General features: G+C 67.1%; 18 protein-coding genes. 12 read left to right on the forward strand and 6 right to left on the reverse strand.

Going from position 1 to position 17,528, the window contains the following annotated elements; genetic code table 11:
• Positions 1-64: 64 nt before the first annotated feature.
• Genes OG558_RS40725 through OG558_RS40755 form a run of 7 tightly spaced genes read left to right on the forward strand, consistent with a single transcriptional unit; the run spans position 65 to position 7,223 of the window.
• Positions 65-1,408: an ABC transporter substrate-binding protein gene (locus OG558_RS40725; RefSeq protein WP_405067814.1), complete on the forward strand. Its 1,344-nt coding sequence runs from the start codon at positions 65-67 to the stop codon at positions 1,406-1,408.
• Positions 1,405-2,337: a carbohydrate ABC transporter permease gene (locus OG558_RS40730; RefSeq protein ID WP_405067815.1), complete on the forward strand. Its 933-nt coding sequence runs from the start codon at positions 1,405-1,407 to the stop codon at positions 2,335-2,337. The genes OG558_RS40725 and OG558_RS40730 overlap by 4 nt, the downstream gene beginning before the upstream one ends.
• Positions 2,334-3,146, forward strand: coding sequence for a carbohydrate ABC transporter permease (locus OG558_RS40735; protein ID WP_329479293.1), 813 nt, complete (start codon positions 2,334-2,336; stop codon positions 3,144-3,146). Before OG558_RS40730 ends, OG558_RS40735 begins: the two co-directional genes overlap by 4 nt.
• Before the next feature lies 1 nt (position 3,147).
• On the forward strand, positions 3,148-3,921 hold the full coding sequence (locus OG558_RS40740; RefSeq protein WP_405067816.1) for a 6-phosphogluconolactonase: 774 nt from the start codon (positions 3,148-3,150) through the stop codon (positions 3,919-3,921).
• A gap of 4 nt (positions 3,922-3,925) precedes the next feature.
• Complete coding sequence (locus OG558_RS40745; protein ID WP_405067817.1) at positions 3,926-5,227, forward strand: glycoside hydrolase; 1,302 nt, start codon at positions 3,926-3,928, stop codon at positions 5,225-5,227.
• Positions 5,224-6,189 (forward strand): hypothetical protein, encoded by a 966-nt coding sequence (locus OG558_RS40750; protein WP_405067818.1) that lies wholly within the window; start codon positions 5,224-5,226, stop codon positions 6,187-6,189. Before OG558_RS40745 ends, OG558_RS40750 begins: the two co-directional genes overlap by 4 nt.
• A 59-nt stretch (positions 6,190-6,248) precedes the next feature.
• Positions 6,249-7,223, forward strand: coding sequence for an aldo/keto reductase (locus OG558_RS40755; RefSeq protein ID WP_405067819.1), 975 nt, complete (start codon positions 6,249-6,251; stop codon positions 7,221-7,223).
• 116 nt (positions 7,224-7,339) lie between these two features.
• On the opposite strand, the gene OG558_RS40760 is transcribed toward OG558_RS40755, so the two are convergent.
• Both OG558_RS40760 and OG558_RS40765 read right to left on the reverse strand, forming a co-directional pair.
• Complete coding sequence (locus tag OG558_RS40760; protein WP_405067820.1) at positions 7,340-8,875, reverse strand: plasmid pRiA4b ORF-3 family protein; 1,536 nt, start codon at positions 8,873-8,875, stop codon at positions 7,340-7,342.
• 124 nt (positions 8,876-8,999) lie between these two features.
• Positions 9,000-9,860: a LysR family transcriptional regulator gene (locus OG558_RS40765; RefSeq protein ID WP_405067821.1), complete on the reverse strand. Its 861-nt coding sequence runs from the start codon at positions 9,858-9,860 to the stop codon at positions 9,000-9,002.
• 61 nt (positions 9,861-9,921) lie between these two features.
• On the opposite strand from OG558_RS40765, the gene OG558_RS40770 reads away from it, so the two are divergent.
• Positions 9,922-10,917: an aldo/keto reductase gene (locus tag OG558_RS40770; protein WP_405067822.1), complete on the forward strand. Its 996-nt coding sequence runs from the start codon at positions 9,922-9,924 to the stop codon at positions 10,915-10,917.
• Positions 10,918-10,939: 22 nt separating this feature from the next.
• Here the strand turns inward: OG558_RS40770 and OG558_RS40775 are convergent, their stop codons facing one another.
• Positions 10,940-11,842 (reverse strand): LysR family transcriptional regulator, encoded by a 903-nt coding sequence (locus OG558_RS40775; protein ID WP_405067823.1) that lies wholly within the window; start codon positions 11,840-11,842, stop codon positions 10,940-10,942.
• Between the two features lie 109 nt (positions 11,843-11,951).
• Between OG558_RS40775 and OG558_RS40780 the strand changes: the two genes are divergently transcribed.
• The 3 genes from OG558_RS40780 (at position 11,952) to OG558_RS40790 (ending at position 13,513) form a co-directional block, all read left to right on the forward strand.
• A complete protein-coding gene (locus OG558_RS40780; RefSeq protein ID WP_329479311.1) occupies positions 11,952-12,368 on the forward strand; it encodes a hypothetical protein in 417 nt (138 codons plus the stop codon).
• Positions 12,369-12,456: 88 nt separating this feature from the next.
• Positions 12,457-12,687 (forward strand): GNAT family N-acetyltransferase, encoded by a 231-nt coding sequence (locus tag OG558_RS40785; RefSeq protein WP_405067824.1) that lies wholly within the window; start codon positions 12,457-12,459, stop codon positions 12,685-12,687.
• A 73-nt stretch (positions 12,688-12,760) separates the two neighbouring features.
• Positions 12,761-13,513 (forward strand): L,D-transpeptidase family protein, encoded by a 753-nt coding sequence (locus OG558_RS40790; protein WP_405067825.1) that lies wholly within the window; start codon positions 12,761-12,763, stop codon positions 13,511-13,513.
• A gap of 13 nt (positions 13,514-13,526) precedes the next feature.
• Here OG558_RS40790 and OG558_RS40795 read toward each other — a convergent pair whose 3' ends face one another.
• The gene (locus OG558_RS40795; RefSeq protein WP_405067826.1) at positions 13,527-14,174 is read right to left on the reverse strand and encodes an HD domain-containing protein; all 648 of its coding nucleotides are present in this window, start codon (positions 14,172-14,174) and stop codon (positions 13,527-13,529) included.
• Between the two features lie 71 nt (positions 14,175-14,245).
• Here OG558_RS40795 and OG558_RS40800 point away from each other — a divergent pair, with 71 nt between their 5' ends.
• Positions 14,246-15,247 (forward strand): helix-turn-helix domain-containing protein, encoded by a 1,002-nt coding sequence (locus tag OG558_RS40800; protein ID WP_329479318.1) that lies wholly within the window; start codon positions 14,246-14,248, stop codon positions 15,245-15,247.
• Here OG558_RS40800 and OG558_RS40805 read toward each other — a convergent pair.
• Together OG558_RS40805 and OG558_RS40810 are read right to left on the reverse strand one after the other, a co-directional pair.
• Complete coding sequence (locus OG558_RS40805) at positions 15,203-16,573, reverse strand: amidase (protein WP_405067827.1); 1,371 nt, start codon at positions 16,571-16,573, stop codon at positions 15,203-15,205. The two genes, OG558_RS40800 and OG558_RS40805, sit on opposite strands and share 45 nt — an antisense overlap.
• A 47-nt stretch (positions 16,574-16,620) precedes the next feature.
• Positions 16,621-17,415 carry an SDR family NAD(P)-dependent oxidoreductase gene (locus tag OG558_RS40810; RefSeq protein WP_405067828.1) on the reverse strand — a complete coding sequence of 265 codons (795 nt, stop codon included), beginning with the start codon at positions 17,413-17,415 and terminating at the stop codon, positions 16,621-16,623.
• Positions 17,416-17,528 lie beyond the last annotated feature (113 nt).

Consider the following 17,528-nt stretch of genomic DNA (forward strand, 5'->3'; position numbering starts at 1 on the left):
GGGACTGGCATAACTGGTTTCGGAGTCGTAGGGTGGTTGGAAAGTCACGGACGAAGGAGTCACGATGGTTACCAGGCGGACGGTGTTGAAGTCGGGGGCAGCGCTCGGCCTGTTCACTTTTGCTGGTTGCGCGCCACAGGGCACCAAGGCGAGCAGTGCCCCGTCCGCGCCGGCCACGTCGATCGACGTCGCCAAGGCCGGCGCGGTGACGCTGTCGATGCTGGACTGGTGGTCCGGCGATGCCGCTCAGTGGGTGGCCAACGCGGTGAAGGCGTACCAGCAGAAGTACCCGAACGTGACGATCAAGCGCACGTCCGTCGACTGGGGCCAGCTGACCCAGACGGCCAACCTGCGGTTGAAGGAGAAGAACCCGCCGGACATCATCACGGTCAACAACGGCTGGCAGTCCCTGGGCACGTTGTCCAAGGCGGGACTGGTCCTCAACCTGGACGGCTACTCGAAGGCGTTCGGCTGGGACAAGTTCCCCAGCACGATCCTGCGACAGACCCAGTTCACGCCGGACGGCAAGGAGATGGGCTCCGGATCGCTGTTCGCCACACCGGTCGCCAGCTCGTCGCTGATCGGCCTCTACTACAACAAGACAGTGCTGGACCGGATCGGCGCCACTGTGCCCACCGACCTCGCGTCCTTCGAGGCCGCGTGTGAGAAGGCCAAGGCCGCGGGCGTCGTACCGATCGGCTACGGGTCGCAGGACAAGGGTTCGTCGACGGCGATCCTGCTGGCGCTGCAGGATCTGTTCGGCGATCAGAAGAAGATCAACGACTTCGTCTACTCGACCGGAGCCGTGAAGGCCGGCGACATCGGGCTGTCGGAGGCGGCCGAGCGCCTGAAGTCGTACCAGGACAAGAGCTGGCTGACGCCGAACCATGCCGGCATCCAGTACGCCGATGCGATCGACGCGTTCCTCAAGGGGAAGTCCGCGTTCCGCTTCGAGTACACGGGAACGCTGGCCTTCAAGGGTGCCCAGAAGCAGGAGTACGGGTACGTCCAACTCCCCCAGGCCACCGGTGGGAAGGTCGTCGGTACGGGCGCATCCACCGCCGTCGCACTCGGTTCGAAGTGCGCGCACCCGGATATCGCCGCCTCGTTCCTCGACTTCCTCGCGGGCCCGCAGACCGCGCAGTACGTCGTCGAGAACGGCTTTCTCCCTCTGCTCAACGACGTCAAGGCACCGACGGACAACGCCGAGTTCGGCACGGAGATCGCCGGTCAGCGGTCGCTGGACAAGGACAACGGCTACGTCCCGTACTTCGACTGGTCGACTCCCTCGATGCTGGACACCCTCGGCGGTCAGGTCCAGTTGCTGCTGGCCGGCCGGAGCGCGCCTGACGAGTTGGTCAAGGCGGTTCAGGCGGACTACGACAAGTTCCAGGCCGGACGACGATGACCGTTCAGACCTCTCGCCTGGCGGTCGGCGCCAAACCGAGGTCACGAACGGCCTCGAGGCAAGCGCAAAAGAGGCGCTGGATCGGGCTGCTCTACCTGTCGCCCGCCCTCCTGCTGTACGGCGCAATCGTCCTGGTACCGCTGCTCCAGACGGTCAACTACTCGTTCTACAAGTGGGACGGTGTCAGCGAGCCGTCGTGGGTCGGACTGCAGAACTACCTCGAGTTCGGACGCGATCCACGGATGTACGCCGCCTTCGGCCACGTCCTGGTCCTGATCCTCATGTTCGGCCTGATACCGCTCGGCCTCGGGTTGATCAGTGCCGCCTTGCTCAGCCGCGCGAAGATCCGTGGCGAGGGCATCTACCGCTGGTTCCTCTTCCTCCCGCAGGTGCTGACGAGTGTCGTCGTGGCGATCATCTGGAAACGCATCTACGCGCCTGATGGTCCCTTGAACGGCGCACTGCGCTGGGTCGGCCTGGACCACCTGACCCGCAACTGGCTCGGTGACTTCACCTGGGCCCTCCCGTCGCTCGGCATGATCGGTGTCTGGGGTGGCTTCGGGTTCACGATGGTGCTGTTCCTCGCCGGCATCCTGGCCATCCCGGACGAGCTCTATGAGGCCGCGCGGCTGGACGGTTCGACGCGGTGGCAGGAGTTCAGGCTGATCACCCTCCCCAGCCTGCGCGGCCAAATGGCCATCGCACTGACCCTGACCATCACCGGGGCGCTGCGGACCTTCGACATGGTCTACATCACGACCCAGGGCGGCCCGGGGACGGCCACGACCACCCCGGCGCTTCTCCTGTACCAGTTGGCCTTCGTGAACCCTGATGTCGGCAAGGCCTCCGCGACTGGTGTGGTCCTGGCCGTCCTCTGCCTCGGCATCGCGGTCGCCATCACCAGGATCATGGAGAACAAAGACCGATGATCTCCAGGTACGAGCGCGCCACGAACTACGTGATCGTCATCGCGCTGACGATCGGGGTGCTGTTCCCCGTCGCGTGGTTCGTCCTGACCTCCCTCAGCCCGAACACCTCGGGCGCACTGGACTTCTCGCAGATTGCGTGGAGCAACTTCGGGGCGGCCTGGCACGACGGGAACCTCGCCCACTCGATGTACGCGTCCCTGGTCATCACGGTGTCCGCCGTTATCGGACAGACCGTGCTCGCCGTCCTGTCCGGCTATGCGTTCGGCATCCTCGGAGTGGTCGGCGAGCGGTTCCTCTTCCCGGTCATCCTACTGGGGATGATGGTCTCCACCGAAGTGATCGTCATCCCCTTGTACTACGAGTTCCAGAACATCGGCCTTACCAACTCGTGGCTGGGACTGGTCATCATCCAGCTCGGCATGGGAGTTCCGTTCGGGACCTATTGGATGCGGGCGACGTTCCGAGCGCTCCCCCGCTCGGTGATGGACTCCGCCGCTGTCGACGGAGCCAGCGTGTGGAGCACCCTGTGGCGCATCCTCGTCCCGATGGCTCGTCCGGCGGTCCTCACCCTGGTCCTCCTGTCGTTCATGTGGACCTGGAACGACTTCTTCCTGTCGCTGATCTTCCTCGGCGATCCCGAGAAGCAGACCGCGACCGTTGCCCTCGGCGCCTTTCAGGGCCGGCACGTGCTGCAGGTCAACCTGATGGCCGCCGGCTCGCTGATCGTGTCGCTGCCGGTCGTCGCTCTCTATCTGTTCTTCCAGCGTGAGTTCATCAGCGGCGTCATGGCCGGCGCGGTCAAGGAGTGACGTGGCGACACCTATTACCGTGCTGTCCTCCGCTGCCCAGATCGGCGAAGTCGTGGCCGAGCAGATTCTGGATCGGCTTGCCGCCGCGGATCGGTATGTCGTCGGCTTTCCCGCCGGTCGCAGTGCGACGCCAGTCGCCGCCGCATTGGGCCGACTGGCGCTTCAGCGCGGGGTCCGCGTGGACGGCCTGCAGGTGGTGATGATGGACGAGTACGTCACGGGGCAAGCCGGACAATGGGAGCTGCTGTCCCCCAGCACGCCGCACAGCTGCATCGGCTGGGCCCAACGAAATCTGCTAGGCCCCCTTGGACTTCGTCCGGACAGTCTCATCGCCCCCGACCCCAACGAGCCCGGCGCCCTCGAGCAGGAAGTGCTCGCTTTGGGCGGCATCGATCTCTTCCTGCTCGCCAGTGGCCAGGGCGACGGTCACGTCGCTCTCAACGGACCAGGTACGCCGCGAGACGCACCGACCCGGGTCGTGAAGTTGCCCGAGTCGACGCGGAGAGACAACCTGTCCACGTTCCCGCATCTACGGTCCCCGGCCGACGTCCCGACGTACGGCGTCACGATCGGTACGGCGGAACTGGCGGAGCTCTCGCATTCCGTGGCGATGCTCCTGTGGGGACCCAACAAGGCGTATGCCTTCGACCGGGTTCGCCAGGCCGACAGCTACGACCCGATGTGGCCGGCAACGATCGTCCACGACTGCCGCAACGCTCTCATCTACGCGGACGAAGAGGCCGCGCCCAAGTCAGAACGAGAAGGGGTCTCATAAAGACATGGCTCGAATCAAGATGGCCTACATCGGCGGAGGATCCTCCAGAGCGGCCGGCACCATGGCCTCGTTCTTGTGGCACGGACCGGAGTTCGCGGGTTCGGAAGTGGTGCTCATCGACCAGGACCCCGAGCGCCTGGAGACCGTACGCCGCATCGCCGAGAAGTTCGCTGTGGAAGGCGGTGACAACATCACCGTCACGGCGACGACGGACCAGCGCGCCGGACTGGCCGACGTCGACGCCGTACTGACCAGCTTCCGGCCCGGCAACTTCGCCGCCCGCGCGCTCGACGAGCGCATTCCGCTCAAGCACGGCGTGATCGGGCAGGAGACCCAGGGGCCCGGTGGGTTCTTCATGGCACTGCGCTCAATCAACGACATGCGCAGCATCACCGATGACCTTCAGGCAGTTGCCCCGGGCGCGGTGATCTTCAACTACACCAACCCGGTCAACATCGTGTCCCAGGCGGTTGCGGACTACACGCCCATCCCGATCTACTCGATGTGCGAGGGGCCGATCGTGTTCCCGCCCGTCGTACTCAGGGCGGCCGGGCTCGACCCTGATCGTGCCAAGGTCACCATGGCCGGTGTCAACCACAACTGCTGGAGCTACGAGCACCTGTACGACGGCGAGGACGTCATGCCGCTGCTCGACGCGGCGTGGGAGGCCCGCAAGGACGACCCGACCCTCGATGCCAACTCGAAGCGGGCGCTGCACCTTGCCGTGGTGATGCGCTCCATTCCGTCGGACTACTTCAACTACTACTACTTCCGCAACGAGGTGTTCCGAGACCAGCAGGCCGCGCCTCGAACCCGCTCGGAAGTCATCATGAACGCGGTCCCCGGGTACTGGGATCACTACCGCGAGCAGGCCGAATCCAGCCATCCGCACCTCGATCCGGCCCGGTCGCGGGGCGGGATCCACGAGCTCGAGCTGGCGATCGACGTGATGAGTGCCTACTACAACGACACGGGCGCACGTCTGCCTGTCAACCTTCCTAATGTTGACAATGCGCTCCCGGGTTTCGACGCGGAGACCGTCGTCGAGGTCTACTGCACCGTCAACCGGAAGGGCTGCCACATCGACCCGCAACAGTCGCTGCCGCTTGCTGTTCGGGGCATCACGCGTCAGCTCGCCGACTACCAGATGCTGGCGGCGAAGGCTGCGTGGGAGGGCACGCGCGCCGACGCGATCCGGGCGCTCATCGCGAACCCGCTGGTGCCCGATCTGTCGGTCGCGGAGCACTTGTACGACGAGATGGCCGCGGCGCACGCGGCGTACCTGCCTGAAAGACTTCTTAGGTGACAGACCTCTTTCTCGCTGTCGACGCCGGCAACACCAAGACCTGGGCGGGGTTGACGACGGCCGACGGTGACCTCGTCGGCCTCGCCCGGGGCGGTGTCGGCGACATCTACGCGCCGGCCGGGCCGGAGGCCGCCAAAGCAGTCGTCCTCGGCCTCGTCGGCGACGTACTCGACTCCGCGGGCATCGGGCCGTCCCAAGTCAGGCATGCGGCCTTCCGGTTGGCGGGTGTCGACTGGCCCGTCGACGAACAGTTCTGGAATGCGGCGCTGGGCGGCCTCTTCGATAAGGGGGCCTTCAGCATCAAGAACGACGGTTTCGCGCTGATTCGGTGCGGCCGGCTCGATGGACAGGGTGTCTCCGTCGTACTCGGCACCGGGGCCGCACTGGCCGGCCGGGGTCCGTTGAGAGAGTGGGCGCTGTCGTGGTGGCTGCAGCACCCGCTCGGCGGCGCCGGTCTCGTGAGTGAGGCCTTGCGATCGGTGTATCTGTCCCAGCTCGGGATGGCCGAGTCGACGAAGCTCACCGCCGTACTTCCGCCGCTGTTCGGCGCATCGACTCCTGAGGAGATGCTCGAGACCACGACCGCCCGCGGCAACTCGTTCACCTTTGCGGCTCTGGCGGCGTACGCCCCGTCAGTCCTGGAGCTCATCGATGACGACCCGGTGGTGGCTGAGCTGGTCGACACACAGACGGAACGCCTCGCCGACTACATCCTCAGCCTCGCCCGCGCTTGTGGGCTGGCCGATCCTGTCACGGTGGTTGTCGGCGGCGGTCTCGTCCGCGAGCCGGATGCGCCCGTGTTCGCCGCGCTTCGCCGTACGTGCGAGCGCCGCGGTCTCGACCTCGATCTTCAGCACACGCACGACCCCGCCCTCGTGGGAGCGCTGCTGGATGCGATCGCTGAAGGTGGCGCCATCCCGACCGAAGTGGTCCGGAGCAGGTTGACTCAGAAGCTCAAGTGATGGCACTGACCTGATTATTTTGTTGGAAGAGTCGGCGCCGGCGAGCAAGGGTGGGGGGTATGGACTTCACTCATCTTGGGCGTACTGGTTTGTCGGTTAGTCGGATCGTGTTGGGGACGATGAACTTCGGTCCTCACACCGAGGTGGGGGACGCGCACGCGATCATGGACGCGGCGCACGACAAGGGCATCAACTTCTTCGACACGGCCAACGGGTACGGGCGGGCCATCTACCCGGGTCGCACGGAGGAGATCATCGGCGAGTGGTTCGCGAAGGACCCGGCGAACCGGCACAAGACCGTGCTCGCCACCAAGGTCTACGGCGACATGGGCGAGGGATGGCCGAACGAGGGCAAGCTGTCGGCGCTCAACATCCGGCGCGCGCTCGACGCGTCGCTGAAGCGGCTGCAGACGGACTACGTCGACCTGTACCAGTTCCACCACGTGGACCGCGCGACGCCGTGGGACGAGATCTGGCAGGCGATCGAGGTCGCGATCCAGCAGGGCAAGATCCTGTACGCCGGATCCAGCAACTTCGCGGGTTGGCACATCGCGCAGGCCCAGGAGGCCGCGGCGCGACGCAACTACATCGGCCTGGTCAGCGAGCAGTCGATCTACAACCTGCTCGTGCGTGACGTGGAGCGCGAGGTGCTGCCGGCCGCGCAGGCGTACGGCCTCGGCGTGATCCCGTGGTCGCCGCTGCAGGGCGGTCTGCTCGGCGGTGTCGTCCGCAAGGAGAACGAGGGCGTACGCCGCCTCGAGGGCCGGGCCAGGGAGACACTCGAAAGGCTCCGCCCGCAGATCGAGCAGTACGAGGCCTTCGCGGACGAGCTCGGCCACGAGCCCGGTGAGCTCGCGCTGGCCTGGCTGCTGCACCAGCCGGCCGTGACCGGTCCGATCGTCGGCCCACGGACGATGGAGCAGCTCGAGTCCGCCGTCCGCGCGGTCGACATCAAGCTCGATGACAAGGCCCTCGCCCGCCTCGACGAGATCTTCCCCGGCTACAAGACCTCCCCCGAGGACTACGCCTGGTAAGAGACCGGCGAAGCATCGCCCGTGCGCAAGTACAGCGGCGTACGGGCGATGCGCGCTCCTAGGTCGGCCCGCCGATGCCGTGAGCTTGGAAAGCGGCGGCGGGACCTGGAGCTTCGTCAGGACTTGGGAGACCAGGTGCGCAGTGCGGCCCTCGCGAACGTCACGCCTTGCGGCGTGGGTGTGGCGGACCAGCGGTGGATGCCTGGCTCGCTGACGTAGGCTCCGAGCCGGTGCAGTGCAGCCCTGGTGTCCCAGACCGCTTGGCCGGCCAGAGATGGCGTCATCGGTATTCCATCGCTACTCATCCAGCCGATCGCGCTGAGCAACTCCGCGATGGTCCTGACCGGCTCATCGGTGGATCGCGCGGCGAGAGTCGCCAAGAGAATGAGCCCGGCTTGGGTTTCACAGGCGTCTCTGGACGCCGGTGGCATCCGCTCGGCCAGGTGCCACCACAGTGCGAGCGGATCATTGCGGACGGCACGTCCGGACCGTGTCAGGAGAAGTGTTCCGCGGTGCTTCCGAAGCAGGCCCATCGCCTGTGCCGACTCTCGCAGGGCCAGTACGGGCATGGTCTGAATCTCTCGATTGCCCTTGCCGATCCATTCTTCGCCCAGTCCGAGTTCGGCCATAGCGGCTTCCACATGGACAGGCGGCAGGTAGCCGGCGCCGGTCAGTTTGATGCCGTCATCCCCAACACGGTCAAGCAGCCAACGGTACGGCGAGACCATCTGCGCCGCGGTATCAGCGTCGATCTCAACAGCCGCGTCCAGGTCCGCGTCGACGATCATCCGCTGGAACAGCCTTCTGTGTGTCGTTGAGCGGATCGCCAGGACGAGTCCGCCGAGCGGTCCAGGAAGATCTGGTTCACCCTCGCTGAACCCGGCCAGCATCTCGTTGATCTCGTCGAGGTCGAACGAGGAGGGCGCGTAATCGCCCGGTTCGGCGTCTTCGCCGTACATGCGGGCATAGTCGGCGATCGCCTCGGCATGTCCTGGATGCGTGGGATCGAGCGCGGCGGTGATCAGCTCGTAGCCATAGACCCCGCCACAGTCCTCACTCGGGCCAGGACCTCGGCCGCCGATGCAGACAGCCTTGGCAGCGGAGTCGTCCCGGGGCAGCACGGCTTCCAGCTTGATCACGTGCATCCAGTCGTCGCCGAAGTCGTACAGGTAGAACAGCTTGTCACCCGGCTTCGCGAGTACCTCATCGAGGCGTACGTCCTCTTCGGGTACGCCGATCCGGCCGTCTTCGAACGGGCAGAGATAATGCTCGCTCGCAGGGTGGTAGTAGTCCTTGCCCGAGGCGAACTCGTGTAAGTGGCTGTCGGTCCATCCGAATGCAGCCTGAATGACTTCGTGGACCTCGTTCAAGAACAGGTCAGAGGCGAGCTCTAGCCGCCGCCACAGCGGGGGCTTGGTCCCCGTCAGATCGACGCGCACCCGAAAGGTGACCACGTCGGCACGACGTGCTCGCCGCCGTGAAGGCGGTGGCGTCTGGCCGAACGGATCCAGCCCAGGCATCGCGGCACCCAGCAGCTGCGGAAGCAGTCTGCTCAGGTCATCGGTGCCCCTGCCCGCGATGACCGCCTTGAACTGTTCCAGCAACTCGGCCTGACTGACCGAGCTCGACTGAGGATCGTGGTTCTGCGCCATGCGGAAACGCTACCGCCCACCATGAGAGGTTGTGGGACGGCCGCGGCATAGGGGCGCGGGCCCGCTGGAGTACGGCGTATAGGCCCGCATCGCTGGGGCGCGGCCGGTCGTCGTCCTGGCGCAATCACCCGATTGAGTCGACGAAGAGGTGGACGATGTCGCGGGAATCGGTGCGGCGCCAGGCTATGGCCAGTTCGGCGGGCGGGAGGTCGGGGACGGGGCGGAAGGTCAGGCCGGGACGCTCGTAGAGGCGAGCGTTGCCCTCGGCGATGAGGGCGACGCCGACGCCTGCACTGACCAGTTCCAGGACCTCGTCGGCAGCCGTGGCCTCTGCTGCGATCAGCGCCGAGCCGGGGCGGGCGTCCAGCGCCAGCCAGAAGTCTCGGAGTGGGCCCGCTGCGACTGGCAAGGCGACAAATGGTTCGTCAAGCAGCGCGGCGAAGGGGATCTCGGCGCGGTCGGCGAGCGCATGCCCTGAGGGCAGGGCTACCCAGCGGTCTTCGCGGATCAGGACTCGGGTTGCCAGCTCTTCAGGTACCGGTAGCCAGACGAAGGCGACGTCGCTTGTGGCGTCGGCTAGGCCGGCGGTTGGGTCATCCCAGCCGACGAGCCGCAAGGAGACCGTCCAGCCGGGGGCGCGTTCGCGGAAGCGTTGGACCGCGGGGCGTTGGAGGTCGCGGCCGATGGCGGTTTGCATACCGACGACCAACTGCCGAGGGTGGCTGAGTGCTCGCGCCTCGACGTACCCGCGGTCCCAGGTCTCGAGCATCGCGCGTACGACGGGGAGCAGAGCACTCCCCTGGTCGGTGAGGGCCAGGCCGCGCGGCAGCCGCTGGAACAGCTCGAACCCGAGCCGGCGCTCGAGCGCGCGCAGCTGTTTGGACAGCGCGGGCTGGGAGACGAACAGGCGTGCGGCCGCAGCCGTCACGGTCAGTTCCTCGGCCGTCGCGACGAAGTAGCGCAGCTCCCGCAAATGCGCATCCATAACCGATGGTTATATCAACAGGTCTTGGACCGGCAAGCACCCACGACCTGAGGGTGGAGCCATGACAACAATTCGCACTCTCGGCGGGCTCCAGGTACCACCGATCGGGTTCGGCGCGATGGTGCTGTCGCCTGGCATGTACGGCGAGATCGACGACGAGCGCGGGGTCGCGGCAATCCACGCGGCGATCGGGGCCGGCGGCACGTTCATCGATACCAGTGATGCGTACGGCGACGATGGTCACAACGAGCGATTGGTCGGGCGGGCGATTCGCGGGCGTCGCGAGAAGATCACCGTGGCGACCAAGTTCGGCCTCGCCCTGGCCGACGGTGCGCAAGCGCATCCGTTGAAGGTCGGCTTCGCGTTCGAAGAGCTGCTGGTGAATGCCGAGCCGAGATACATCCGTGCGTACGCGGAGAACAGCCTGCGCAACCTCGGGATCGACGCGATCGACCTCTACTATCTCCACTTCCCCGACCCGCAGGTGCCGATCGAGGACTCCGTCGGCGCCATGGGCCAACTCGTTGCCGATGGCAAGGTTCGCCACCTCGGAGCGTCGAACGTGACGCCGGACGAGCTGCGGCGGGCGCACGCCGTACATCCGATCGCCGCGGTACAGACCGAGTGGTCGATGTGGCGGCCGGTGGATCCCGAGTTGCTCGAGGCGGCGCGTGAACTCGGCATCGGCGTCGTACCGTGGAGCCCGCTCGGTGCGGGTTTCCTGACCGGCACCGTGCAGAATCTCGGCGAGGACGACTTCAGGAACAACGCGCCTCGGTTCGACTCGGACAGTCTCACAGCGAACAACGCGTCGTACGCCGCTCTCCAGTCGCTCGCCGCGGACCTCGGGATCACCCGGAGCCAGCTCGCGCTCGCCTGGTTGCTGCACCAGGATCCGGCGGTGGTGCCGATCCCGGGCAGTCGTACGCCGGCGCACATATCCGAGAACCTGGCCGCGGCCGACATCACTTTGCACCCGGACACGCTCACGCGGATCGACGCCGTACTCGCCCGCGTGAAGCCCGTCGGCGCGACGTTGCTGCAGGACGCTCGGTGAAGGCGCTGGCCGTTCGACCGGATCAGCGTCGCGAGTCTGCAGTATGCGTCGCGGTGGTCGGGAGCATGCCGAGGAGGGCGTCGGCGGCCAGGGAGGCGGCGGTGCCGGTGGGGACGGCTACGGAGACCTGCCAGTCGGCGGCGCTGCCGGGGGTGAGGCCGACGGTGATGTGGTCGCCGCGTTTGGCGGCGATCCGTTCGGGGACGAGGGCTACGCCGAGGTTGTGGGCGACCAGGGCCAGGAGCGTGTGTACGTCGTTCACCTCGATTGTCACGGGGTGAGCGACGCCGGCCGTGGTGAAGGCCTGGTCGGAGATCGTACGGGCGCCCCAGGTCGGGTCGAAGTCCACGAACGACTCCCCCACCAGGTCGTCGAGGGAAACCGCGGACGCCTTGGCGAGGCGGTGGTCGGGGGCGCAGACGAGGACCATCGACTCCCGGGAGAGCGGGCGGAGGTCCAACCCGTCGATGCGGCCACCGTCCGTGGCGACGAACGCGACATCGAGGCGACCGGACGCCAGCTCGTCGAGCATCGGGGTGGAACCGCCCTGGCGGACCTCGATCTCGACACCGGGATAGGCGGAGCGGAACTTGGCCAGCAGAGCCGGTACGTCGACGACGCCGAGGCACTGCTCGAGGCCGACGGTGAGGTGACCGCGCAGCAGACCCTGGACCGCGGCGACCGCGTCCTTGGCTGCCTCAGCGGCGGCGAGAGTACGGCGACCCTCGCACAGCAGCGCTCGGCCGGCCTCGGTGAGCTCGACGCTGCGAGTGTTGCGGACGAAGAGGGAGGCGCGCAGCTCGCGTTCGAGGGCGCGGATCGAGGCGGACAGGCCGGACTGGGAGATCGACATCGCCTCGGCCGCCCGCGTGAAGTGCTTCTGCTCGGCCACCGCCACGAAGTGTTCCAAGTGCCTCAGCTCCATGACTCAGAACTGTAGTCGATCGAAGCAAAACGATTCACCTGTCCCGCATGTTGGCCGACGACCCCCTGCCACGACGGCCGAGAGGCTTCCAGTAGGTAGGGTGTCGAACATGGCGGATGAGGAGTTTCGGGTTGAGGTTGTGCTCGGGAACGACGAGCACAGGTTGACGTTCTGGGAGCGGTTGCGGGCGCTGGATCTGGACGATGACGCGCAGAAGCGGCTCGGGAGTCAGGTGACGGTGACCCGGGACGGGAACCGGATGCTGCTCTACACGCACACCCTCGAGGATGCGCAGGAAGCGGAGCGGACCGCCAAGGAACTGGTCGCCCACGACAAGATCGAAGCCGAGTACACGGTGACGCGGTGGAATTCGGCCGAGCAGGACTGGACCGACCCGAGTGTGCCGGTGGGTGAGCACGACGCTGCCAGTGACGCGGCGAAGAACGCGGGCATGGAGGTGCCGGATCAGCGGTACGTCGTGATGCAGGCCTACAAGCCTCAGTTCCTTCGGGACCTCGGTCTCTAACCCCCCGATCGACCTAGTCTGGCCGGATGTGGATCGAGCTGCGGCCTGTCGGTGAAGGGGATCTGACGATCTCTTCCACCACACGCCCGTGCAGCGGATCCAGGCCGCGACGCATCCGGAGAATCTGGCCGAACAGAAGGCGTTGGAGAAGGCGGGTTTCACCCTCGAAGGGGTGATCCGGGCGTGCGAGTTCCGGGCCGGGAAGTACCGGGACGGGTATCTGTACAGCAGGCTGCGGGACGACCCCGGACCTGTCGTCGGCAACGGTTCGGTGACGGGATCGGAGAACGACGCGTCCGGGGAACCCTCGGAGCACTAATCTCGGCGGGTCGCTGCCGGATCACACGGCGTGGTTCTGCGACTCTGAAAAGTGCTCGAGGGAGAGGGGAATCGTGTCTCGTCGACGTGGTCTCGTTGCCGGTGCCGTCGTACTAGCGTTCGTGCTCGCCGGGTGTTCCGACGTGGCCGCGAGCGAGTCGACTCCCTCCCCCAAGGCGTCGGGTACGCCGTCCGCGACACCGACGACCGCCAAGCCGACGCCGGTGAAGCCGAAGCCGAGGGTGAAGCAGAAGCCGCAGTACTACGCGCTGCGCGTCGAGCGGCAACTGGACAAGCTCGGCTACCCGGTCGGCGACATCGACGGTGACATCACCGCGCGGGCCAAGCAGGCGCTGTGCGCGTGGCGCGAGACCAACGGCATGCCGGTCAGCCGCGCCGGGCTCACCCTCAACGACGCGTATTCGGTGCTCAACGCAACCAAGCGGCCGGCGCCGACGCGCTCGCCCGGCATCTACGTGAACAAGACCTGCCAGATCCTGTATCAAATCGTTGGGAAGACCTACAAGCGGATCGTCTGGATCTCGACCGGCGCACCCGGGTACGAGACCCCGAACCGCACCGGCGAGGTCTGGCGCAAGTGGGCCGGCGCACACGAGAGCAGCCTGTACGACGACGCGTTCATGTACGACTCCCTCTACTTCCTCCGCGACCGCCCCGGCATCGCCCTGCACGGCTCCCGGGTCAACTCCCTGATCAAGCCCTACCCCGCCAGCCACCGCTGCGTCCGCGTCCTCCGCCCCGAAATCCACGAAATCTTCGCCGACACCCCCATCGGCACCAAGGTCCAGGTCTACGGCGAATTCTGAGCGGGGACTTTGGCTACGCTCCCCAGCGTGAGGCGGTCGCAACGAGTTCGAGACTCGTTGGCGCGCCGAGTTCCCTTCGTTCGCGGGTGAGTTCGCCGCCGGGGGTGTAGCGGGCGGCGGCCTGTGGGGAGCGGGCGGCGTGCCGGACGATCTCGTCGACCAGGACGGTGACCACGTTCAGCCGCGGGTAGCGCTGGTGCACAACCTCGCCCTGAGCGTCTGTCATAAACTCGGCGCCGACGCCGAAGTCGACTGCCACGCCTCGACGAGTGAGGTTGGTGAGCACTCCCCGGCGCTCGGCGATACCGGGTGTGGTGTGCAGCGCGATCGCCTCCCAGACCGGATCGATCTCGTGCGCGCCGTACCCGTGCTCGGTCAGGAACTCGGCGGCCATATCGGCACCCTCGACCTCGAAGCGCTGCTTGCCCGGCACCGATGGCGAGGTGCCGAGGTCATGCAGGACGCAGGCGTAGAAGAGCAGATCGGCCTCGAAGTCGACGCCCGGCTTCAGCCCTTCATGCTCGGCGAGCAGTGTGGCGAACAGGTAACTGCGGATGCTGTGGTTGGCAACGGGCTCGCTCTCGGCGGACACGGCGAGCTCGACAGCGCGCCGCGCGACGGGACTGTCGGGCAGCGCCGGGATGCGATCGGAAGAGTTCATGATCCGACCGTAGACGCGAGCAAGGTGACACCGTCAGTGGCACGCACGCCATGCAACGATAGGATCGTGCCATGCCCGATCGGACCCCCAGCGATGCGCATCATGTCGTTGTCCTGGTCCTCCCAGATGCTCTCGCGCTGGACCTTGGGATTCCGCTGCAGGTTTTCGGCAGTTGGCGGGACGGGCCGTACGAACTGACCGTGTGTGCCGAGCAGCCAGGCCCAGTCCAGTTGCACGGCAGCCCAGCGATCCTCATCGAGCACGGGTTGGACTGCCTGAGATCCGCCGACACGGTGATCGTTCCTGGGCAGGCCGAGCCGGTTGTGCCGTCTGACGCGGTCTGCGCCGCGCTGGCTGACTCCGCAGCGCGGGGCGCCCGCATGATGTCTATCTGCACCGGCGCGTTTGCGCTCGCGGCCGCAGGCTTGCTCGACGGTCGGAGTGCCACGACGCACTGGTGGCACGCAGAGTCCCTGGCCAGTCAGTACCCGCAGGTCTCGGTCGAGCCGAAGGTGCTGTACGTCGACGAAGGCAACGTGCTGACCTCGGCCGGTGTCGCCGCCGGACTGGACCTGTGCCTGCACCTCATCCGTCGCGACTTCGGGGACCGCGCGGCAAACCAGCGCGCCCGCATGCTCGTCACCGCCCCTCACCGCACCGGCGGCCAAGCCCAGTACATCGACCTGCCCGTGCGACGCACAGGCGGCCTGACGGGTGTGTACGAGTGGGCGCTGCTCAACCTCGATCAGCCGCTCACTGTGGATCAACTGGCACAAGAGGCCGGATTGTCCCGACGTACCCTCATCCGGCACTTCAACACCGAGACCGGGCGGCCACCGATGCGATGGATCCTGGAAGCCAGACTCAGCCGCGCACGGGAGCTGCTCGAATCCAGCGACCTCACGGTGGAGGTCGTCGCGCGGCGCTGCGGCCTCGGCACCTCAGCCAACTTCCGCACCCTGTTCAAAGAACACGTCGGCGTCCCACCCAGCGTCTACCGCGACTCGTTTCGTCCTACCACCGAGAGTTCAGCCCATCGGCCACTCGCGCCGGTCGGTCTGCCAGCTGTCTAGATACTCGGCCAGGGCGAGCGCCTTCAGGTCTTGGTGATGCGGTACGGCGAGCTGCGCCCCGATCGGTAGACCCGACGTCGACCAACCGACGTTCACGGTGGTCGCGGGGTGGGCCGACATGTTGTACGGCACGGTGAACCCGATGTGCTCGAACGGCTTCGACGGATCGTCCGTCGGATACGCGAGCTCGGCCGGGAACGCGGTGATCGGCGCCACCGGCGACAAGATGACGTCGTACGACGTGAGCACACCGGTCACCGCAGCCGCCATAGCGCCCATCTGGCTGTATCCGTGGAAGACGTCGAAACCCGACACATCACCGGCCGTCGATACCCACGAACGGATCTGCGGGAGCACCTTGGCCCGGCGTTCCTCGGGCAACGCCGCGATGTCCACCGCGGACCGCACCCGCCAGAAGCGATCCAACCCGTCGAGCATCTCGCGCGTGATGATCGGGCCGATCGGCTCGACGACCGCGCCGCCCTTCTCCAGTACGGCGGCCGCCGACGAGACGGCCGCGGTCACCTCAGGGTCCACCGGCAGGCCGACCCCGGCGTCCAGCAGCAACGCCACGCGGAGACCCTCGACGGTAACCTCGTAACTGTCCGACGCGGCCGGGAGGGACGTGTGGTCGCGCGGGTCATATCCGGACATGACGGACAAGGCCAGCGCCGCGTCCGCCGCCGTACGTGTGAGGGGGCCGATCGCCCGGCCCGGGTACGGGTTGCCGACCGCGACCCGGCCGTGCGTGGGTTTGAGGCCAACCAGGCCGCACCACCCGGCGGGCAGACGGATCGAGCCACCGATGTCGGTCCCGATGTGGATCGGTCCGTAGCCGGCCGCTGCGGCGGCGGCCGCGCCGGCGCTCGAGCCGCCGGCCGTCTTCGACAGGTCCCACGGGTTGCGTGTCAGGTGGTGGAAGGTCGACACGCCTGACGAGAGCATCCCGTACTCCGGCATCGTCGTCTTGCTGAAGATCACTGCCCCGGCGGCGCGGAGCCGAGCCGCCGCCGGCGCGTCCTCTGTGGCAGGGATCAGCTCGGTGGCGGCGGTGCCTTGTGGGACCGGGGTGCCGCGGGTGGCGATGTTCTCCTTGACGGTCACGGGTACGCCGTCGAGCGCACCGGCGACCCCGTCACGCCAGCGGCGCTCGGATTCCTGGGCCGCGGCCCGGGCACCGTCCGGGTCGAGCGCGTACGTGGCGCAGATCCGCGGCTCCAGCTCCTCGACCCGGGCGAGTACGTCGTCGATCACCTCGACAGGTGAGAGCGAACCGTTGCGAAAGCGAGACAGCAGGTCGGTCGCGGTCAGATCGGCGAGACTCATGCATGCTCCTTGGGGTCGGGATCAAACGGTGCGAGGTCCGCGGACGCTCAGTTGGGTGGGTCGAAGCGCCCGTCGACCGCGGTCCAGCCGCCGTCGACCGCGAGGACGCTGCCGGTGACGAAGCTGGCGGCGTCGGACGCGAGGTAGACGACCGCGCCGGCCAGTTCGCTCGGCTGGGCCCAGCGACCGAGCGCGCCCTTCTGCGCGTAGGCGTCGTACCAGGCCTGGTTCGCCTTGATCTGCGCGGTCAGCGGGGTCTCGACGACGCCGGGGGCGATCGCGTTGGCGCGGACGCCGTACGGTCCGAGTTCGGCGGCCGCGGTCCGGAGCAGCTGGACGAGGCCGGCTTTGGTTGCCGCGTACACCGACTGCCCGGGCTCGACCGTCGTACCGCGGATCGAGCTGAACCCGATGATGCTGCCGCTCCCCCGCGCCGCCATCTCCTTGCCGAAGGCCCGGATCAGCTGGAACGACGCCCGCAGGTTGAGCGACACCACCCGGTCGAACTCCTCGCCGCTGTAGTCCACGATCCGCTTCCGGACGTTGGTCGCCGCGGTGAACACCAGCACGTCGACCGGCCCGAGCTCGCCGACCGCCCGCTCGATCGCCGCATCATCGAGCACATCCAGCTGGTACGCCGTGAGCCCGCCAGCTGATCCGGTGGGCTCATCGCTGCCGCGAGCCACCGTTTCCCCGGCGGCGGGGAGGTCCCGGTCGGCGCAGGTCACCCGCGCGCCATGCGCGGCCAAAGCCAGCGCGCTCTCGCGACCGATGCCACTCCCGGCACCAATCACCACCACGTGCTTCCCGTCGAGCCGGAACAACCTCGCGTAGTCCGTCACGTTCTCACCTCTCGTGATCTGCCCACTTTGTGCACGGGATCCGCACGATCGGCCGCCCCGGACACGGATCCGGTGCACAAAGTCGGCCGAACGGCGGGGTGCGCGGGGTGGGT

The sequence above is a fragment of the Kribbella sp. NBC_01510 genome (assembly GCF_045040325.1).
GTDB lineage: Bacteria > Actinomycetota > Actinomycetes > Propionibacteriales > Kribbellaceae > Kribbella.

What these genes read in the sequence shown, in the direction of transcription:
- OG558_RS40725 (WP_405067814.1), top strand. Translation starts at nt 65, where the DNA reads ATGGTTACCAGGCGGACGGTGTTGAAGTCGGGGGCAGCGCTCGGCCTG.
- OG558_RS40730 (WP_405067815.1), top strand. Translation starts at nt 1,405, where the DNA reads ATGACCGTTCAGACCTCTCGCCTGGCGGTCGGCGCCAAACCGAGGTCA.
- OG558_RS40735 (WP_329479293.1), top strand. Translation starts at nt 2,334, where the DNA reads ATGATCTCCAGGTACGAGCGCGCCACGAACTACGTGATCGTCATCGCG.
- OG558_RS40745 (WP_405067817.1), top strand. Translation starts at nt 3,926, where the DNA reads ATGGCTCGAATCAAGATGGCCTACATCGGCGGAGGATCCTCCAGAGCG.
- OG558_RS40755 (WP_405067819.1), top strand. Translation starts at nt 6,249, where the DNA reads ATGGACTTCACTCATCTTGGGCGTACTGGTTTGTCGGTTAGTCGGATC.
- OG558_RS40760 (WP_405067820.1), bottom strand. Translation starts at nt 8,875, where the DNA reads ATGGCGCAGAACCACGATCCTCAGTCGAGCTCGGTCAGTCAGGCCGAG.
- OG558_RS40765 (WP_405067821.1), bottom strand. Translation starts at nt 9,860, where the DNA reads ATGGATGCGCATTTGCGGGAGCTGCGCTACTTCGTCGCGACGGCCGAG.
- OG558_RS40770 (WP_405067822.1), top strand. Translation starts at nt 9,922, where the DNA reads ATGACAACAATTCGCACTCTCGGCGGGCTCCAGGTACCACCGATCGGG.
- OG558_RS40775 (WP_405067823.1), bottom strand. Translation starts at nt 11,842, where the DNA reads ATGGAGCTGAGGCACTTGGAACACTTCGTGGCGGTGGCCGAGCAGAAG.
- OG558_RS40780 (WP_329479311.1), top strand. Translation starts at nt 11,952, where the DNA reads ATGGCGGATGAGGAGTTTCGGGTTGAGGTTGTGCTCGGGAACGACGAG.
- OG558_RS40795 (WP_405067826.1), bottom strand. Translation starts at nt 14,174, where the DNA reads ATGAACTCTTCCGATCGCATCCCGGCGCTGCCCGACAGTCCCGTCGCG.
- OG558_RS40800 (WP_329479318.1), top strand. Translation starts at nt 14,246, where the DNA reads ATGCCCGATCGGACCCCCAGCGATGCGCATCATGTCGTTGTCCTGGTC.
- OG558_RS40805 (WP_405067827.1), bottom strand. Translation starts at nt 16,573, where the DNA reads ATGAGTCTCGCCGATCTGACCGCGACCGACCTGCTGTCTCGCTTTCGC.